The organism is Streptomyces sp. NBC_00414 (assembly GCF_036038375.1).
GTDB lineage: Bacteria > Actinomycetota > Actinomycetes > Streptomycetales > Streptomycetaceae > Streptomyces.
This window is the reverse complement of the sequence record NZ_CP107935.1, coordinates 5,985,360-5,999,570: the sequence shown is the minus strand read 5'-3', so window position 1 is coordinate 5,999,570 and position 14,211 is coordinate 5,985,360. Positions and strand designations below refer to the sequence as shown.

Below are 14,211 nucleotides of genomic sequence, written 5' to 3'. Positions count from 1 at the left end.
AGCGACCCCTTACAGCTTCATCAGGCTGGCGTCGTCGACCGAGGCCGAGTGGCGGGAACGGAACAGCGACACGATGATCGCGAGCCCGACCACGACCTCCGCGGCGGCGACGACCATCGTGAAGAAGGCGATGATCTGGCCGTCGAGATTGCCGTGCATACGGGAGAAGGCGACGAACGCGAGGTTGCAGGCGTTGAGCATCAGCTCGATGCACATGAACACCACGATCGCGTTCCGCCTGATCAGGACACCCGAGGCGCCGATCGTGAACAACACGGCGGCGAGGTAGAGGTAGTTGACGGGATTCACTTCGCGGCCTCCTCTGCGCGGCCTTCGCGGCCGAGCCGCTCCCCGGAACGCTGTTCAAGGGCCTTCAGGTCCTTGATGGCCTCGTCCGACACGTCGCGGATCTGACCGCGCTCGCGGAGCGTGCTGATGACGGTCAGTTCGGACGGGGTGCCGTCCGGGAGGAGACCGGCGATGTCCACCGCGTTGTGCCGGGCGTAGACGCCGGGGGCGGGCAGCGGCGGAAGCTGCTTGTTCGCCCGTACGCGCTCACCGGCCAGCTCGCGCTGGGTCTTGGCCCGCTCGGTGCGCTCCCGGTGGGTGAGCACCATGGCGCCGACGGCGGCCGTGATGAGCAGGGCGCCGGTGATCTCGAAGGCGAAGACGTACTTCGTGAAGATGAGGGCGGCGAGGCCCTCCACGTTGCCGCCGGCGTTGGCCTGGGCCAGGCCCTCGAACTCGTTCAGCGACGCGTTGCCGATGCCCGCGCACAGCAGGATCCCGAAGCCGAGCCCGCACAGGAGGGCCAGCCAGCGCTGGCCCTTGATGGTCTCCTTCAGGGAGTCCGCCGCGGTGACACCGACGAGCATGACCACGAAGAGGAACAGCATCATGATCGCGCCGGTGTAGACGACGACCTGCACGATGCCCAGGAAGTAGGCACCGTTGGCGAGGTAGAACACCGCCAGGATGATCATGGTTCCGGCGAGGCAGAGCGCGCTGTGCACGGACTTCTTCATGAAGACGGTGCACAGGGCGCCGATCACGGCGACGGTGCCGAGGATCCAGAACTGGAATGCCTCGCCGGTGGAGGTCGAGTAGGCCGCCAGGGAGGTGGCGGCATCGGCCGCCAGGGAGCCGGAGTGGGCGGCGAGTTGCGCGGTCATCGGCCGATCACCCGCTCCGACGCCGGCTCGTCCTCGCCGAAGGTCGACGCGGCCTCCTGCGGCACCTCGCCCTTGGAGACGGCGACCTGCGGCTTCGTACCGGGCGCGGCCTCGGTGACCAGCCCCTGGTAGTAGTCCTGCTCGTCCATGCCCGGGAAGATCGAGTGCGGCGACTCGACCATGCCCTCCTCCAGGCCGGCGAGCAGCTGCTCCTTGGTGTAGATGAGGTTGGCGCGGCTGCTGTCGGCCAGCTCGAACTCGTTGGTCATCGTCAGCGCGCGCGTGGGGCACGCCTCGATGCACAGGCCGCACAGGATGCAGCGGGCGTAGTTGATCTGGTAGACGCGCCCGTACCGCTCGCCCGGGGAGTAGCGCTCCTCCTCGGTGTTGTCCGCGCCCTCCACGTAGATGGCGTCGGCGGGACACGCCCAGGCGCACAGCTCGCAGCCGACGCACTTCTCCAGGCCGTCCGGATGCCGGTTGAGCTGGTGCCGGCCGTGGAAGCGCGGTGCGGTGGTCTTCTGCTGTTCCGGATACTGCTCGGTCAGCCGCTTCTTGAACATGGCCTTGAAGGTCACGCCGAAGCCTGCGACGGGATTCTGGAAACCGGATTTGGTCTCCTTCTGCTCATCAGCCATCGGACGCCTCCTTTCCGTCACGAGTTCCATCGGATCCGTCACTGTCAGTATTCACGCCACCACTGACAATCAACTCCCGCTCCCGGCGCGGGCGGCGCCGGGGCACCGGCGGCAGCTCCTGTCCCGGCAGCGGCGGCACGGGATATCCGCCCGCCATCGGGTCGAAGGCGACGGGTTCGTCCGGCGCCTCCCGGGCGCTCTCGGCGTCCTTGCGTTCGCGGAACATGTCGACGATGAACGAGAGCAGCAGCAGGACGAGGACGCCGCCGCCCACGTACAGGGCGATGTCGGCGAAGTCGTAGTTCTCGTTCCGCAGGGTCCGCACGGTCGCGACCAGCATCAGCCAGACCACGGAGACCGGGATCAGGACCTTCCAGCCGAGCTTCATCAGCTGGTCGTAGCGCACGCGGGGCAGCGTGCCGCGCAGCCAGATGAAGAAGAACAGCAGCAGCTGCACCTTGATGACGAACCACAGCATCGGCCACCAGCCGTGGTTGGCGCCCTCCCAGAAGGTGCTGATCGGCCAGGGAGCCCGCCAGCCGCCCAGGAAGAGCGTCACGGAGACCGCGGAGACGGTCACCATGTTCACGTACTCGGCGAGCATGAACAGCGCGAACTTGATGGACGAGTACTCGGTGTTGAAGCCGCCGACCAGGTCGCCCTCGGACTCCGGCATGTCGAAGGGGGCGCGGTTGGTCTCGCCGACCATCGTCACGATGTAGATCAGGAACGACACCGGCAGCAGGATGATGTACCAGCGGTCCTGCTGCTGGGCGACGATCTCCGAGGTCGACATCGAGCCGGAGTACAGGAACACCGAAGCGAACGCGGCGCCCATGGCGATCTCGTACGAGATCATCTGCGCGCACGAGCGCAGACCGCCGAGCAGCGGATACGTGGACCCGGAGGACCAGCCCGCGAGGACGATGCCGTAGATGCCGACCGAGGCGACCGCGAGGATGTAGAGCATCGCGATCGGCAGGTCGGTGAGCTGCATCGTGGTGCGCTGGCCGAAGATCGAGATCTGGTTGTCGGCCGGCCCGAAGGGGATCACCGCGATCGCCATGAAGGCCGGGATCGCCGCGATGATCGGCGCGAGGATGTAGACGACCTTGTCCGCGCGCTTGACGATCAGGTCTTCCTTGAGCATCAGCTTGATGCCGTCGGCGAGCGACTGGAGCATGCCCCAGGGGCCGTGCCGGTTGGGGCCGATGCGCAGCTGCATCCAGGCGACGACCTTGCGCTCCCACACGATGGAGAAGAGCACGGTGATCATCAGGAAGGCGAAGCAGAAGACCGCCTTGATGACGACCAGCCACCAGACGTCGCGACCGAACACGGAGAGGTCCTCCGCGGCCAGGTACACCGGCGCGGTGAGGTCCGGGGTCATGCCTCCACCTCCTTGGGAGCGTCGTCGGCGAGCGTCGCCGGTCCGATGCGGACGAGTGCGCCGGGAGCCGCGCCCGTGTCCGAGGCGACGCCTCCCCCGGCGGAGTTCAGCGGCAGCCAGACCACCCGGTCGGGCATCTCCGTGATCCGCAGCGGCAGTTCGAGCACTCCGGCGGGCCCCGTCACGGCCAGCGTGTCGCCGTCCTTGACGCCCGCCTCGGCGGCCGTGGCGGCCGACACGCGCGCGTGGGCGGCGTGCCGGGTCCCGGCGAGCGCCTCGTCGCCCTCCTGGAGACGGCCCTGGTCGAGCAGCAGCCGGTGTCCGGCGAGCACGGCCTCCCCGGCGGCGGGCCGCGGCAACTGCGCCGCGGTCTCCAGGGGTTCGGTGGCCCGCGGCCCGTCCCAGGCACCGAGCCGGTCCAGCTCCCCGCGCACGGTCCGCAGGTCGGGCAGCCCCAGGTGTACGTCCATGGCGTCGGCCAGCATCTGCAGCACGCGCGCGTCGGTGGGCGCCACCCGGCGGGTCATCTGGTCGGGCTTGAGAGCGGCCTCGAAGAGACGTGCCCGTCCCTCCCAGTTGAGGAAGGTGCCCGCCTTCTCGGCGACCGCGGCGACCGGGAAGACGACGTCCGCCTGCTCGGTGATCTCGCTGGGACGCAGTTCCAGCGACACCAGGAAGCCCACTCCGGAGAGTGCCGCACGCGCACGCGCGGGGTCGGGGAGGTCGGCGACCTCGACGCCCGCCACGACGAGCGCGGAGAGTTCGCCGGTGGCGGCGGCCTCGACGATCTGTCCGGTGTCGCGGCCGTGCCGGTGCGGAAGCACGGCGATCTTCCAGGCCTGGGTGACCTCGTCCCGCGCGCGCGGGTCGGTGGCCGGGCGTCCGCCGGGCAGCAGCGACGGCATCGCCCCCGCCTCGATCGCGCCGCGTTCACCGGCCCGGCGCGGGATCCACACCAGCTGGGCACCGGTCGCGGTGGCGGCCCGTACGGCTGCGGTGAGGCCGCCGGCCACGGCGGCCAGCCGTTCACCGACGACGATCACGGCGCCCGGGGTGCGCAGCGCCTCGGCCGCCTTCGCCCCGTCGTCGTCCAGGCCGGTCCCGGAGGCCAGCGCGTCCAGCCACGCGGTCTCGGTGCCGGGGGCGGCCGACAGCAGCGTGCCGCCCGCCTTCTCCAGTCCGCGGGTCGCGTGCGTGGCCAGCGAGAAGGTCCGCTGTCCGTGTCCGCGCCAGGCCTTGCGGAGCCTCAGGAAGACGCCGGGCGCCTCCTCCTCGGACTCGAATCCGGCGAGCAGGACCGCGGGCGCCTTCTCCAGGGCGGTGTACGTGACGCCCGTACCGTCGAGGTCCCGGCCGCGGCCCGCGACCCGGGCGGCCAGGAAGTCGGCCTCCTCGGCGCTGTGCACGCGCGCGCGGAAGTCGATGTCGTTCGTGTCGAGGGCCACGCGCGCGAACTTGCTGTACGCGTAGGCGTCCTCGACGGTCAGCCGGCCGCCGGTGAGGACACCGGCCCGGGAGCGGGCCGCCAGGAGTCCCCGGGCCGCCGCGTCCAGTGCCTCGGGCCACGAGGCGGGCTCCAGCTCACCGGACTCGCCGCGCACCAGAGGCGTCGTCAGCCGGTCGCGCGTTTGCGCGTACCGGAAGCCGAAGCGCCCCTTGTCGCAGATCCACTCCTCGTTGACCTCGGGGTCGTTCGCCGCGATACGCCGCATGACCTTGCCGCGCCGGTGGTCGGTGCGGGTCGCGCAGCCGCCGGAGCAGTGCTCGCACACCGAGGGCGACGAGACCAGGTCGAAGGGCCGCGAGCGGAATCGGTACGCCGCCGAGGTGAGCGCGCCGACCGGGCAGATCTGGATGGTGTTCCCGGAGAAGTACGACTCGAAGGGGTCGCCCTCGCCGGTGCCGACCTGCTGGAGCGCGCCCCGCTCGATCAGTTCGATCATCGGGTCGCCCGCGACCTGGTTGGAGAACCGGGTGCAGCGGGCGCACAGCACGCACCGCTCACGGTCGAGCAGCACCTGGGTGGAGATCGCGACGGGCTTCTCGTACGTCCGCTTCCTGCCCTCGAAGCGGGACTCGGAGTGGCCGTGCGACATGGCCTGGTTCTGCAGCGGGCACTCGCCGCCCTTGTCGCAGACGGGACAGTCCAGCGGGTGGTTGATGAGCAGCAGCTCCATCACACCCTTCTGGGCCTTCTCGGCGACCGGAGAGGTGAGATGGGTCTTGACGACCATCCCGTCCGTGCAGGTGATCGTGCAGGACGCCATGGGCTTGCGCTGGCCCTCGACCTCGACGATGCACTGGCGGCAGGCGCCGGCCGGGTCGAGGAGGGGGTGGTCGCAGAACCGGGGGATCTCGATGCCGAGCTGTTCGGCGGCGCGGATGACCAGGGTGCCCTTGGGCACGCTGATGTCGATGCCGTCGATCGTCAGCGAGACGAGATCCTCCGGCGGAACCGCCGCCTCCCCGCCTCCGGAGGGAGCGCTTGTGGTCACGGTCATGCGTTCACCTCCGTGTGCTTGTCCTTGTCGGCCCAGAGCGTCGACCTGGCGGGGTCGAAGGGGCAGCCGCGGCCCGTGATGTGCTCCTCGTACTCCTCGCGGAAGTACTTGAGGGAGGAGAAGATCGGCGAGGCGGCGCCGTCGCCGAGGGCGCAGAAGGACTTGCCGTTGATGTTGTCGGCGATGTCGTTCAGCTTGTCGAGGTCGGACATGACGCCCTTGCCCGCCTCGATGTCACGCAGCAACTGCACGAGCCAGTACGTGCCTTCGCGGCAGGGCGTGCACTTGCCGCAGGACTCGTGGGCGTAGAACTCGGTCCACCGGGTGACGGCCCGTACGACACAGGTCGTCTCGTCGAAGCACTGGAGTGCTTTCGTGCCGAGCATGGAACCCGCGGCGCCCACTCCCTCGTAGTCGAGAGGGACGTCGAGGTGTTCGTCGGTGAACATCGGGGTCGAGGAGCCGCCCGGCGTCCAGAACTTGAGGCGGTGTCCGGCCCGGATTCCGCCGCTCATGTCGAGGAGCTGGCGGAGCGTGATGCCGAGCGGCGCCTCGTACTGGCCGGGGCTGGTGACATGGCCGCTGAGCGAGTAGAGCGTGAAGCCGGGGGACTTCTCGCTTCCCATCGAGCGGAACCATTCTTTGCCCTTGTGGAGAATCGCGGGAACCGACGCGATCGACTCGACGTTGTTCACCACAGTGGGACAGGCATAAAGACCTGCGACCGCAGGGAAAGGGGGACGAAGTCGCGGCTGTCCACGGCGGCCTTCGAGCGAGTCGAGCAGTGCGGTCTCCTCACCGCAGATGTACGCGCCCGCACCCGCGTGCACGGTGAGCTGGAGATCGAGTCCGCTGCCCAGGATGTTCTCACCGAGGTAGCCCGCCTCGTGGGCCTCGCGCACGGCCTCGTGCAGGCGCCGCAGTACGGGGACGACTTCACCCCGCAGATAGATGAACGCGTGCGAAGACCGGATCGCGTAACAGGCGATCACAATGCCCTCGATGAGGCTGTGCGGGTTCGCGAAGAGGAGCGGGATGTCCTTACAGGTCCCCGGCTCCGATTCGTCGGCGTTGACAACCAGATAGTGAGGCTTTCCGTCGCCCTGGGGAATGAACTGCCACTTCATTCCGGTGGGGAATCCCGCGCCGCCGCGACCGCGCAGACCGGATTCCTTCACGTACGCGATGAGGTCGTCCGGCGACATGGCGAGCGCCTTGCGCAGGCCCTCGTACCCGTCGTGCCTGCGGTACGTGTCCAGCGTCCAGGACTTGTCCTCGTCCCAGAAGGCCGACAGCACCGGTGCGAGCACCTTCTCGGGGCTGTGCTCTCCGCCGGTCTCCGGCCGGGAGGTGCCCCCGTACTGAGTGGACAAGGTCATCACTCCCCCTCCTCGGCGGCGGGCCCGGCCGGGTGGGCCGGGTCGGAGGCCGCCGTGTCCTGCGGTGCGTCGTGCGAACTGAGGTGCTCGGACGGTGACTGGCCGGACGGTGACGGGTCGTGCGGCGACCCGTCCCGGGAAGCACCGGGAGCTCCGGAACCGCGCGGGTGCACCACCCGCGCGGGAGCCGTCTCCCCCTTGGCCAGCCGGAGGCCGATCAGCGAGGCCGGGCCCGCGCCGCCGCTCGCCTCGACCGCGCCGGGGCGCTCGTCGGGGAAGCCCGCCAGGATGCGGGCGGTATCCTTGAACGTGCACAGGGGGGCGCCGCGGGTCGGCTCGACCTGGGTTCCCGCGCGCAGGTCGTCGACGAGGCTCTTGGCGCTCGCCACGGTCTGGTTGTCGAAGAACTCCCAGTTGACCATCACGACCGGCGCGAAGTCGCAGGCCGCGTTGCACTCGATGTGCTCCAGGGTGACCTTGCCGTCGCCGGTGGTCTCGCCGTTGCCGACACCCAGGTGGTCCTGGAGGGCGTCGAAGATCGCGTCGCCGCCCATCACCGCGCACAGCGTGTTGGTGCAGACGCCCACCTGGTAGTCGCCGCTCGGCTTGCGGCGGTACATGGAGTAGAAGGTCGCGACCGCGGTCACCTCGGCCGTGGTGAGGCCGAGCATGTCCGCGCAGAACCGCTGTCCCGTGCGCGTGACATGGCCCTCCTCGGACTGCACGAGATGCAGCAGCGGAAGGAGGGCGGACCGGGAGTCCGGGTAGCGGGCGATGACCTCGCGCGCGTCCGCTTCGAGCCGGGTCCGGACGTCGTCCGGGTAATCGGGCGCGGGCAGTTGGGGCATGCCCAGGCTGACGCCCTCGGGAGTCGTGGTCACCGGTCGACGCCTCCCATCACGGGGTCGATGGACGCGACGGCGACGATGACGTCGGCGATCTGGCCGCCCTCGCACATCGCCGCCATGGCCTGCAGGTTGGTGAAGGACGGGTCCCGGTAGTGGACCCGGTAGGGGCGGGTGCCGCCGTCGGACACGACGTGCACCCCGAGTTCCCCCTTGGGTGACTCGACGGCCGCGTACGCCTGTCCCGGCGGGACGCGGAAGCCCTCGGTCACCAGCTTGAAGTGGTGGATCAGGGCCTCCATGGAGGTGCCCATGATCTTCTTGATGTGGTCGAGCGAGTTGCCGAGGCCGTCGGGGCCGAGCGCGAGCTGGGCGGGCCAGGCGATCTTCTTGTCGGCGACCATGACCGGCCCGGGCTGCAGCCGGTCCAGGCACTGCTCGACGATCGCGAGCGACTGGCGCATCTCTTCGAGCCTGATGAGGAAGCGCCCGTACGCGTCGGCGGTGTCCGTGGTCGGGACGTCGAAGTCGTACGTCTCGTAACCGCAGTACGGCTGGGCCTTGCGCAGGTCGTGCGGGAGGCCGGCGGACCGCAGGATCGGTCCGGTGGCACCGAGCGCCATGCAGCCGGCCAGGTCGAGGTGGCCGATGTCCTGCATACGGGCCTTGAAGATGGGGTTCCCGGTGGCGAGCTTGTCGTACTCGGGAAGGTTCTTCCGCATCTTCTTCACGAACTCGCGGATGTGGTCCACGGCGCCCGGGGGCAGGTCCTGGGCGAGGCCGCCGGGCCGGATGAACGCGTGGTTCATGCGCAGGCCGGTGATCAGCTCGTAGATGTCGAGGATGAGTTCACGGTCGCGGAAGCCGTAGATCATGATCGTGGTGGCGCCGAGCTCCATGCCGCCGGTGGCGATGCACACCAGGTGCGAGGAGAGCCGGTTCAGCTCCATCAGGAGCACACGGATGATCGTCGCGCGGTCCGGGATCTGGTCCTCGATGCCGAGGAGCTTCTCGACGGCGAGACAGTAGGCGGCCTCGTTGAAGAAGGACGTCAGGTAGTCCATGCGCGTCACGAAGGTGGTGCCCTGTGTCCACGTACGGAATTCGAGGTTCTTCTCGATGCCGGTGTGCAGGTAGCCGATGCCGCAGCGGGCCTCGGTGACCGTCTCGCCCTCGATTTCGAGGATGAGCCGGAGCACGCCGTGGGTGGACGGGTGCTGCGGGCCCATGTTGACGACGATGCGCTCGTCGTCGGCCCTGGCCGCGGTCTGGACGACCTCGTCCCAGTCGCCACCGGTGACCGTGTAGACGGTGCCCTCGGTGGTCTCCCGCGCCGATGCTGACTGCGTGCTCATGAGTACGACCTCCGCTGGTCCGGAGCCGGGATCTGGGCGCCCTTGTACTCGACGGCGATGCCGCCGAGGGGATAGTCCTTGCGCTGCGGGAAGCCCTGCCAGTCGTCCGGCATCATGATCCGCGTCAGCGCCGGGTGACCTTCGAAGACGAGGCCGAAGAAGTCGTACGTCTCGCGCTCGTGCCAGTCGTTCGTCGGATAGACCGAGACCAGGGACGGGATGCGGGGGTCGCTGTCGGGGGCACTGACTTCGAGCCGGATCAGCCGGTTGTGGGTGATCGAGCGCAGGTGGTAGACGGCGTGCAGCTCGCGGCCCTTGTCCTCGGGGTAGTGGACCCCGCTCACTCCGGTGCAGAGCTCGAAGCGCAGGGCCGGGTCGTCGCGCAGGGTCTGCGCGACCTGGAGCAGGTGCTCCCGGTCGATGTGGAAGGTCATCTCGTCGCGGTCGACGATCGTCTTCTCGATCGCGTTCTCCGGGACGAGGCCCTGTTCCTCCAGGGCGCCCTCCAGCTCGTCGGCGACCTCGTCGAACCAGCCGCCGTACGGGCGGGCGGCCGGGCCGGGGAGGCGGATCGAGCGGACCAGGCCGCCGTATCCGGAGGTGTCCCCGCCGTTGTTCGCGCCGAACATGCCGCGCTGGACGCGGATCTCCTCCCCGCCGTCACCGCGCTGGCCCGGGAGGTTGGATGCGCCGAGGTCCTTCTCGGGATCGGCGCCGTTCGTGCCGTTGCCGTTCGCGTCGCTCACCGCAGCAGCCCCTTCATCTCGATAATGGGGAGCGCCTTGAGCGCCGCTTCCTCCGCCTCACGGGCCGCTTCCTCGGCGTTCACGCCGAGCTTGGAGGACTGGATCTTCTGGTGCAGCTTGAGGATCGCGTCCATCAGCATCTCGGGCCGCGGCGGGCAGCCGGGCAGGTAGATGTCGACGGGGACGATGTGATCGACGCCCTGCACGATCGCGTAGTTGTTGAACATGCCGCCCGACGACGCGCAAACCCCCATGGAGATGACCCACTTGGGGTTCGGCATCTGGTCGTAGACCTGCCTGAGGACCGGCGCCATCTTCTGGCTGACCCGGCCGGCGACGATCATCAGGTCGGCCTGCCGCGGCGAACCGCGGAAGACCTCCATGCCGAAGCGCGCCAGGTCGTAGCGGCCGGCGCCCGTCGTCATCATCTCGATGGCGCAGCAGGCGAGGCCGAAGGTGGCGGGAAAGACGGACGACTTGCGCACCCACCCCGCGGCCTGCTCGACGGTGGTCAGCAGGAAGCCGCTCGGCAGCTTTTCTTCGAGTCCCATGCTCAATGGCTCCTCTGTCCCCTATACGGGGCTCAGTCCCTTGCGGGGGTCAGTCCCATGCGGGGCCCTTACGGGGTTCGGTCCCATACGGGTTCAGTCCCATTCCAGGCCGCCGCGCCGCCACACGTACGCGTAGGCGACGAAGACGGTGAGCACGAAGAGCAGCATCTCCACGAGCCCGAAGACCCCGAGCGCGTCGAAGGTGACGGCCCAGGGATAGAGGAAGACGATCTCGATATCGAAAATGATGAAGAGCATCGCCGTCAGGTAGTACTTGATGGGGAACCGCCCGCCGCCCGCCGGCGTGGGGGTCGGCTCGATTCCACACTCGTAGGCTTCGAGCTTGGCCCGGTTGTATCGCTTTGGACCGATAAGCGTGGCCATGACCACGGAGAAGATCGCAAAGCCTGCCCCGAGGGCTCCCAGTACGAGGATGGGCGCATACGCGTTCACCGCTCCTCGCTCCTCTCAGTCGGCATTGACTGCTGGCGGTTGCATCGGGCGTCGCCCCTGCTCCACGGACCCCACGACCCTCGTGAGGCGTACGGAACTCCGCGCGGCTCACACGAAGATCGCGCACATGTGAAGCAGGTCACAAGCCCAACTGCCCCGCATCCTATGCCTGCCGGTCTGTGATCTGCGACACGGGGTGCGACAACGCCTTTGTGATCTCCACCACCCGGCGAAGGATCATGAAGTCGGATGAGTGCCGATCTTCGTACGAGAAGCGTCCGAGTGATCACCAGAGGTGACATTCCCGCTCGTCGTCGCTGGTCCGAGCCTTGGCGCACTATCAAGCGAGGCGGATCCAAGGCAAATTGGTGCTGGACGAGGGTGCTTGATAGGGGAAGTCGTTCACACTTCGGGGGGAGTTGGGATGCCCGTTGTGGACGGCGCGGGCGCGTGCATCCGTTCACGAGCGGGAGGCGACTTTCGAACCGGGCCCGGGCCGACTTCGGGCCGGGCGCGAGTCTCCCCACGATCCACACGCGTGACGCGGTCGCCACGGTCATCATTTCGTGACGTGCGTCACATCGGTAACAGGCTGGAAACAACCGGGCTTGGCCAACCGCCTCAACGAATGGTAGGCCGGGGGCAATTCGGACGTAACTCGAAAAGGCTGTGATCACAGGCGTGCCGGGCGATGTCCGCAATGCCCGTTAGGGCGTCAATAAGGGGCGCCGCGAGCCCGATTCGCGGGTCCGTTGAACAATTGTGGCGCACCACACGTTTCTTGAAGGTATGGAGGAGCCCCTGATACCGGTTGTGCCTATGTCCCACACCGCTCACATACGCAGCCACCGGAAACCCCGGCCTCGCAGCAGTTCGGCGCTCGCGATGCGCGCCGGAGTTGCCGGTGGCGTCCTCGGCACCCTGGCAGTGGCCGGTGCCGCCGGAACGGCCAACGCGGCCGAGCCGGTGACCCAGACCATCGAGCTGCCCACCCTCACGGCCGACATGACCGCCCAGGTCGCCGAGTCCGCGGAGGTCACCCAGCAGGCCGCGGCCGACTACCAGCTGCGCGCCGAGCGTGACGCGGCTGCCACAAAGGCCGCCAAGCAGGCCAAGTCGGACCTCGCGGACGCGAAGAAGAAGGCCGAGGCCAAGGAGAAGGCCGAGGCGGCCCGCAAGGACGCCGCGGAGCGTGCCACACGCTCCGCGGGCCGGACGACCCTCACGACGGCCTCCACGGCCGCCAGCAGCGACGCCGTGGCCCCGTCCAGTGGCAGCGTCGCCACCGTCATCAGCTTCCTGAAGGCTCAGGTCGGCGACGCCTACGTCATGGGTGCCACCGGCCCCGACGCGTGGGACTGCTCCAGCCTGGTCCAGGCGGCGTTCAAGCAGGTCGGCGTCGACCTGCCGCGCGTCTCCCAGGACCAGTCCGTGTCCGGCACCCCGGTCTCGCTGTCCAACATCCAGGTCGGCGACATCCTGTACTGGGGCGGCGCGGGCTCCGCGTACCACGTGGGTGTCTACCTCGGCGGCGACCAGTACCTGGACGCGGCGAACCCCTCGAAGGGCGTCGTCATCCAGAGCCTGTCCGGCTACCCGGCGAGCGGTGCGGTGCGGGTGCTCTGACCTTCGGTCACACACCTTCGGCCACACCTTTCGAACGCTTTTGTGGGCCGTTTCCCCGGCGGGGGAAACGGCCCACAAGCATGCGCGCGTGCCGGGGCGGGGCCGACCCGGGCCCCCGTCCCCCCGTCCCCCGGTCCCGGCCCCGGTCCGGTCCCGTCAGGCCCTGGGGGCCACCTTCGTCAGGCCGTTGATGATGCGGTCCATCGCGTCGCCGCCCGTCGGGTCCGTCAGGTTGGCGAGCATCTTCAGGGTGAACTTCATCAGCATGGGGTGCGTCAGACCGCGCTGGGCGGCGATCTTCATGACCTTCGGGTTGCCGATGAGCTTCACGAAGGCACGGCCGAGCGTGTAGTAGCCGCCGTAGGTGTCCTTGAGGACCTTCGGGTAGCGCTGCAGGGCGAGTTCGCGCTGGGCGGGGGTCGCGCGGGCCTGCGCCTGGACGATGACGTCCGCGGCGATCTGCCCCGACTCCATGGCGTAGGCGATGCCCTCACCGTTGAAGGGGTTCACCATGCCGCCCGCGTCGCCGACGAGCAGCAGGCCCTTCGTGTAGTGGGGCTGGCGGTTGAAGGCCATCGGGAGGGCGGCGCCACGGATCGGGATCGTCATGTTCTCCGGGGTGTAGCCCCAGTCCGCCGGCATCGAGGCGCACCACGCCTTGAGGACCTCGCGCCAGTCCAGTTCCTTGAACGAGGACGAGGTGTTGAGGACGCCCAGGCCGACGTTGGACGTGCCGTCGCCCATGCCGAAGATCCAGCCGTAGCCCGGCAGCAGCCGGTCCTCGCCGGGGCCGCGGCGGTCCCACAGCTCCAGCCACGACTCCAGGTAGTCGTCCTCGTGGCGCGGGGACGTGAAGTACGTACGGACCGCGACGCCCATCGGGCGGTCCTCGCGGCGGTGCAGGCCCATCGCCAGGGACAGCCGGGTCGAGTTGCCGTCGGCGGCGACGACCAGGGGCGCGTGGAAGGTGACTTCGCGCTTCTCCTTGGAGTCGGCGTCACCGAGCTTGGCGTGGACGCCCGTGATGTGGCCCGTGCGGTCGTCGACGATCGGGGCGCCGACGTTGCAGCGCTCGTACAGGCGCGCGCCGGCCTTCTGCGCCTGCCGGGCCAGCTGCTCGTCGAAGTCGTCGCGCTTGCGGACGAGTCCGTAGTCGGGGTAGGAGGCGAGTTCCGGCCAGTCCAGCTGGAGGCGCACTCCGCCGCCGATGATGCGGAGCCCCTTGTTCCGGAGCCAGCCCGCCTCCTCCGAGATGTCGATCCCCATGGAGACGAGCTGCTTGGTGGCGCGGGGGGTGAGTCCGTCGCCGCACACCTTCTCCCGCGGGAACGCGGTCTTTTCGAGGAGCAGGACGTCCAGTCCGGCCTTGGCCAGGTAGTACGCCGTGGTGGAACCGGCCGGCCCCGCCCCGACGACGATCACGTCGGCGGAATGCTCGGAGAGGGGCGCGGCGTGTTCGGAGAGGGGCTGGGACTGGGACTCGGTCACGGCGGGGTCTCCCCAAGTCTCGAAGGCTCGAAAGTCTCAAAGCGCGAAGTCTCGAAATCCGCGTGCT

13 protein-coding genes are annotated in these 14,211 nt (G+C 68.9%); 1 reads left to right on the top strand and 12 read right to left on the bottom strand.

Features of this window, described 5'->3' with window-relative positions; genetic code table 11:
• Positions 1 to 9: 9 nt before the first annotated feature.
• The 11 genes from nuoK to OHS59_RS26060 all read right to left on the bottom strand — a co-directional run bounded on the left by nuoK (position 10) and on the right by OHS59_RS26060 (position 11,030).
• Entirely contained in the window at positions 10 to 309 is a 300-nt protein-coding gene (gene nuoK / locus OHS59_RS26110) for an NADH-quinone oxidoreductase subunit NuoK (RefSeq protein ID WP_328495824.1), read from the bottom strand.
• Complete coding sequence (locus OHS59_RS26105) at positions 306 to 1,172, bottom strand: NADH-quinone oxidoreductase subunit J (protein ID WP_328495823.1); 867 nt, start codon at positions 1,170 to 1,172, stop codon at positions 306 to 308. Before OHS59_RS26105 ends, nuoK begins: the two co-directional genes overlap by 4 nt.
• Complete coding sequence (nuoI, locus tag OHS59_RS26100) at positions 1,169 to 1,810, bottom strand: NADH-quinone oxidoreductase subunit NuoI (RefSeq protein WP_328495822.1); 642 nt, start codon at positions 1,808 to 1,810, stop codon at positions 1,169 to 1,171. The genes OHS59_RS26105 and nuoI overlap by 4 nt, the downstream gene beginning before the upstream one ends.
• Positions 1,803 to 3,200, bottom strand: a complete 1,398-nt coding sequence (gene nuoH / locus OHS59_RS26095) for an NADH-quinone oxidoreductase subunit NuoH (protein ID WP_328495821.1) — start codon at positions 3,198 to 3,200, stop codon at positions 1,803 to 1,805. Before nuoH ends, nuoI begins: the two co-directional genes overlap by 8 nt.
• Positions 3,197 to 5,701, bottom strand: a complete 2,505-nt coding sequence (locus OHS59_RS26090) for an NADH-quinone oxidoreductase subunit G (RefSeq protein WP_328495820.1) — start codon at positions 5,699 to 5,701, stop codon at positions 3,197 to 3,199. The genes nuoH and OHS59_RS26090 overlap by 4 nt, the downstream gene beginning before the upstream one ends.
• Positions 5,698 to 7,080, bottom strand: coding sequence for an NADH-quinone oxidoreductase subunit NuoF (gene nuoF, locus OHS59_RS26085; RefSeq protein ID WP_328495819.1), 1,383 nt, complete (start codon positions 7,078 to 7,080; stop codon positions 5,698 to 5,700). The genes OHS59_RS26090 and nuoF overlap by 4 nt, the downstream gene beginning before the upstream one ends.
• On the bottom strand, positions 7,080 to 7,961 hold the full coding sequence (gene nuoE / locus OHS59_RS26080) for an NADH-quinone oxidoreductase subunit NuoE (protein ID WP_328495818.1): 882 nt from the start codon (positions 7,959 to 7,961) through the stop codon (positions 7,080 to 7,082). Before nuoE ends, nuoF begins: the two co-directional genes overlap by 1 nt.
• Positions 7,958 to 9,280: an NADH-quinone oxidoreductase subunit D gene (locus OHS59_RS26075; RefSeq protein ID WP_328495817.1), complete on the bottom strand. Its 1,323-nt coding sequence runs from the start codon at positions 9,278 to 9,280 to the stop codon at positions 7,958 to 7,960. The genes nuoE and OHS59_RS26075 overlap by 4 nt, the downstream gene beginning before the upstream one ends.
• Positions 9,277 to 10,026: an NADH-quinone oxidoreductase subunit C gene (locus OHS59_RS26070; RefSeq protein ID WP_328495816.1), complete on the bottom strand. Its 750-nt coding sequence runs from the start codon at positions 10,024 to 10,026 to the stop codon at positions 9,277 to 9,279. The genes OHS59_RS26075 and OHS59_RS26070 overlap by 4 nt, the downstream gene beginning before the upstream one ends.
• Positions 10,023 to 10,577, bottom strand: a complete 555-nt coding sequence (locus OHS59_RS26065; RefSeq protein WP_328495815.1) for a NuoB/complex I 20 kDa subunit family protein — start codon at positions 10,575 to 10,577, stop codon at positions 10,023 to 10,025. The genes OHS59_RS26070 and OHS59_RS26065 overlap by 4 nt, the downstream gene beginning before the upstream one ends.
• A 93-nt stretch (positions 10,578 to 10,670) precedes the next feature.
• Positions 10,671 to 11,030: an NADH-quinone oxidoreductase subunit A gene (locus tag OHS59_RS26060; protein WP_033319564.1), complete on the bottom strand. Its 360-nt coding sequence runs from the start codon at positions 11,028 to 11,030 to the stop codon at positions 10,671 to 10,673.
• Between the two features lie 789 nt (positions 11,031 to 11,819).
• On the opposite strand from OHS59_RS26060, the gene OHS59_RS26055 reads away from it, so the two are divergent.
• Positions 11,820 to 12,656 carry a C40 family peptidase gene (locus tag OHS59_RS26055; protein ID WP_328495814.1) on the top strand — a complete coding sequence of 279 codons (837 nt, stop codon included), beginning with the start codon at positions 11,820 to 11,822 and terminating at the stop codon, positions 12,654 to 12,656.
• A gap of 156 nt (positions 12,657 to 12,812) precedes the next feature.
• Here OHS59_RS26055 and OHS59_RS26050 read toward each other — a convergent pair whose 3' ends face one another.
• Complete coding sequence (locus OHS59_RS26050) at positions 12,813 to 14,144, bottom strand: geranylgeranyl reductase family protein (RefSeq protein ID WP_328495813.1); 1,332 nt, start codon at positions 14,142 to 14,144, stop codon at positions 12,813 to 12,815.
• Positions 14,145 to 14,211: the final 67 nt, after the last annotated feature.

Bases quoted from the DNA above. Each gene is read 5' to 3' on its own strand.
- OHS59_RS26105 (WP_328495823.1), bottom strand. From the start codon at position 1,172: ATGACCGCGCAACTCGCCGCCCACTCCGGCTCCCTGGCGGCCGATGCC.
- nuoI (WP_328495822.1), bottom strand. From the start codon at position 1,810: ATGGCTGATGAGCAGAAGGAGACCAAATCCGGTTTCCAGAATCCCGTC.
- nuoH (WP_328495821.1), bottom strand. From the start codon at position 3,200: ATGACCCCGGACCTCACCGCGCCGGTGTACCTGGCCGCGGAGGACCTC.
- OHS59_RS26090 (WP_328495820.1), bottom strand. From the start codon at position 5,701: ATGACCGTGACCACAAGCGCTCCCTCCGGAGGCGGGGAGGCGGCGGTT.
- nuoF (WP_328495819.1), bottom strand. From the start codon at position 7,080: ATGACCTTGTCCACTCAGTACGGGGGCACCTCCCGGCCGGAGACCGGC.
- OHS59_RS26075 (WP_328495817.1), bottom strand. From the start codon at position 9,280: ATGAGCACGCAGTCAGCATCGGCGCGGGAGACCACCGAGGGCACCGTC.
- OHS59_RS26065 (WP_328495815.1), bottom strand. From the start codon at position 10,577: ATGGGACTCGAAGAAAAGCTGCCGAGCGGCTTCCTGCTGACCACCGTC.
- OHS59_RS26055 (WP_328495814.1), top strand. From the start codon at position 11,820: ATGGAGGAGCCCCTGATACCGGTTGTGCCTATGTCCCACACCGCTCAC.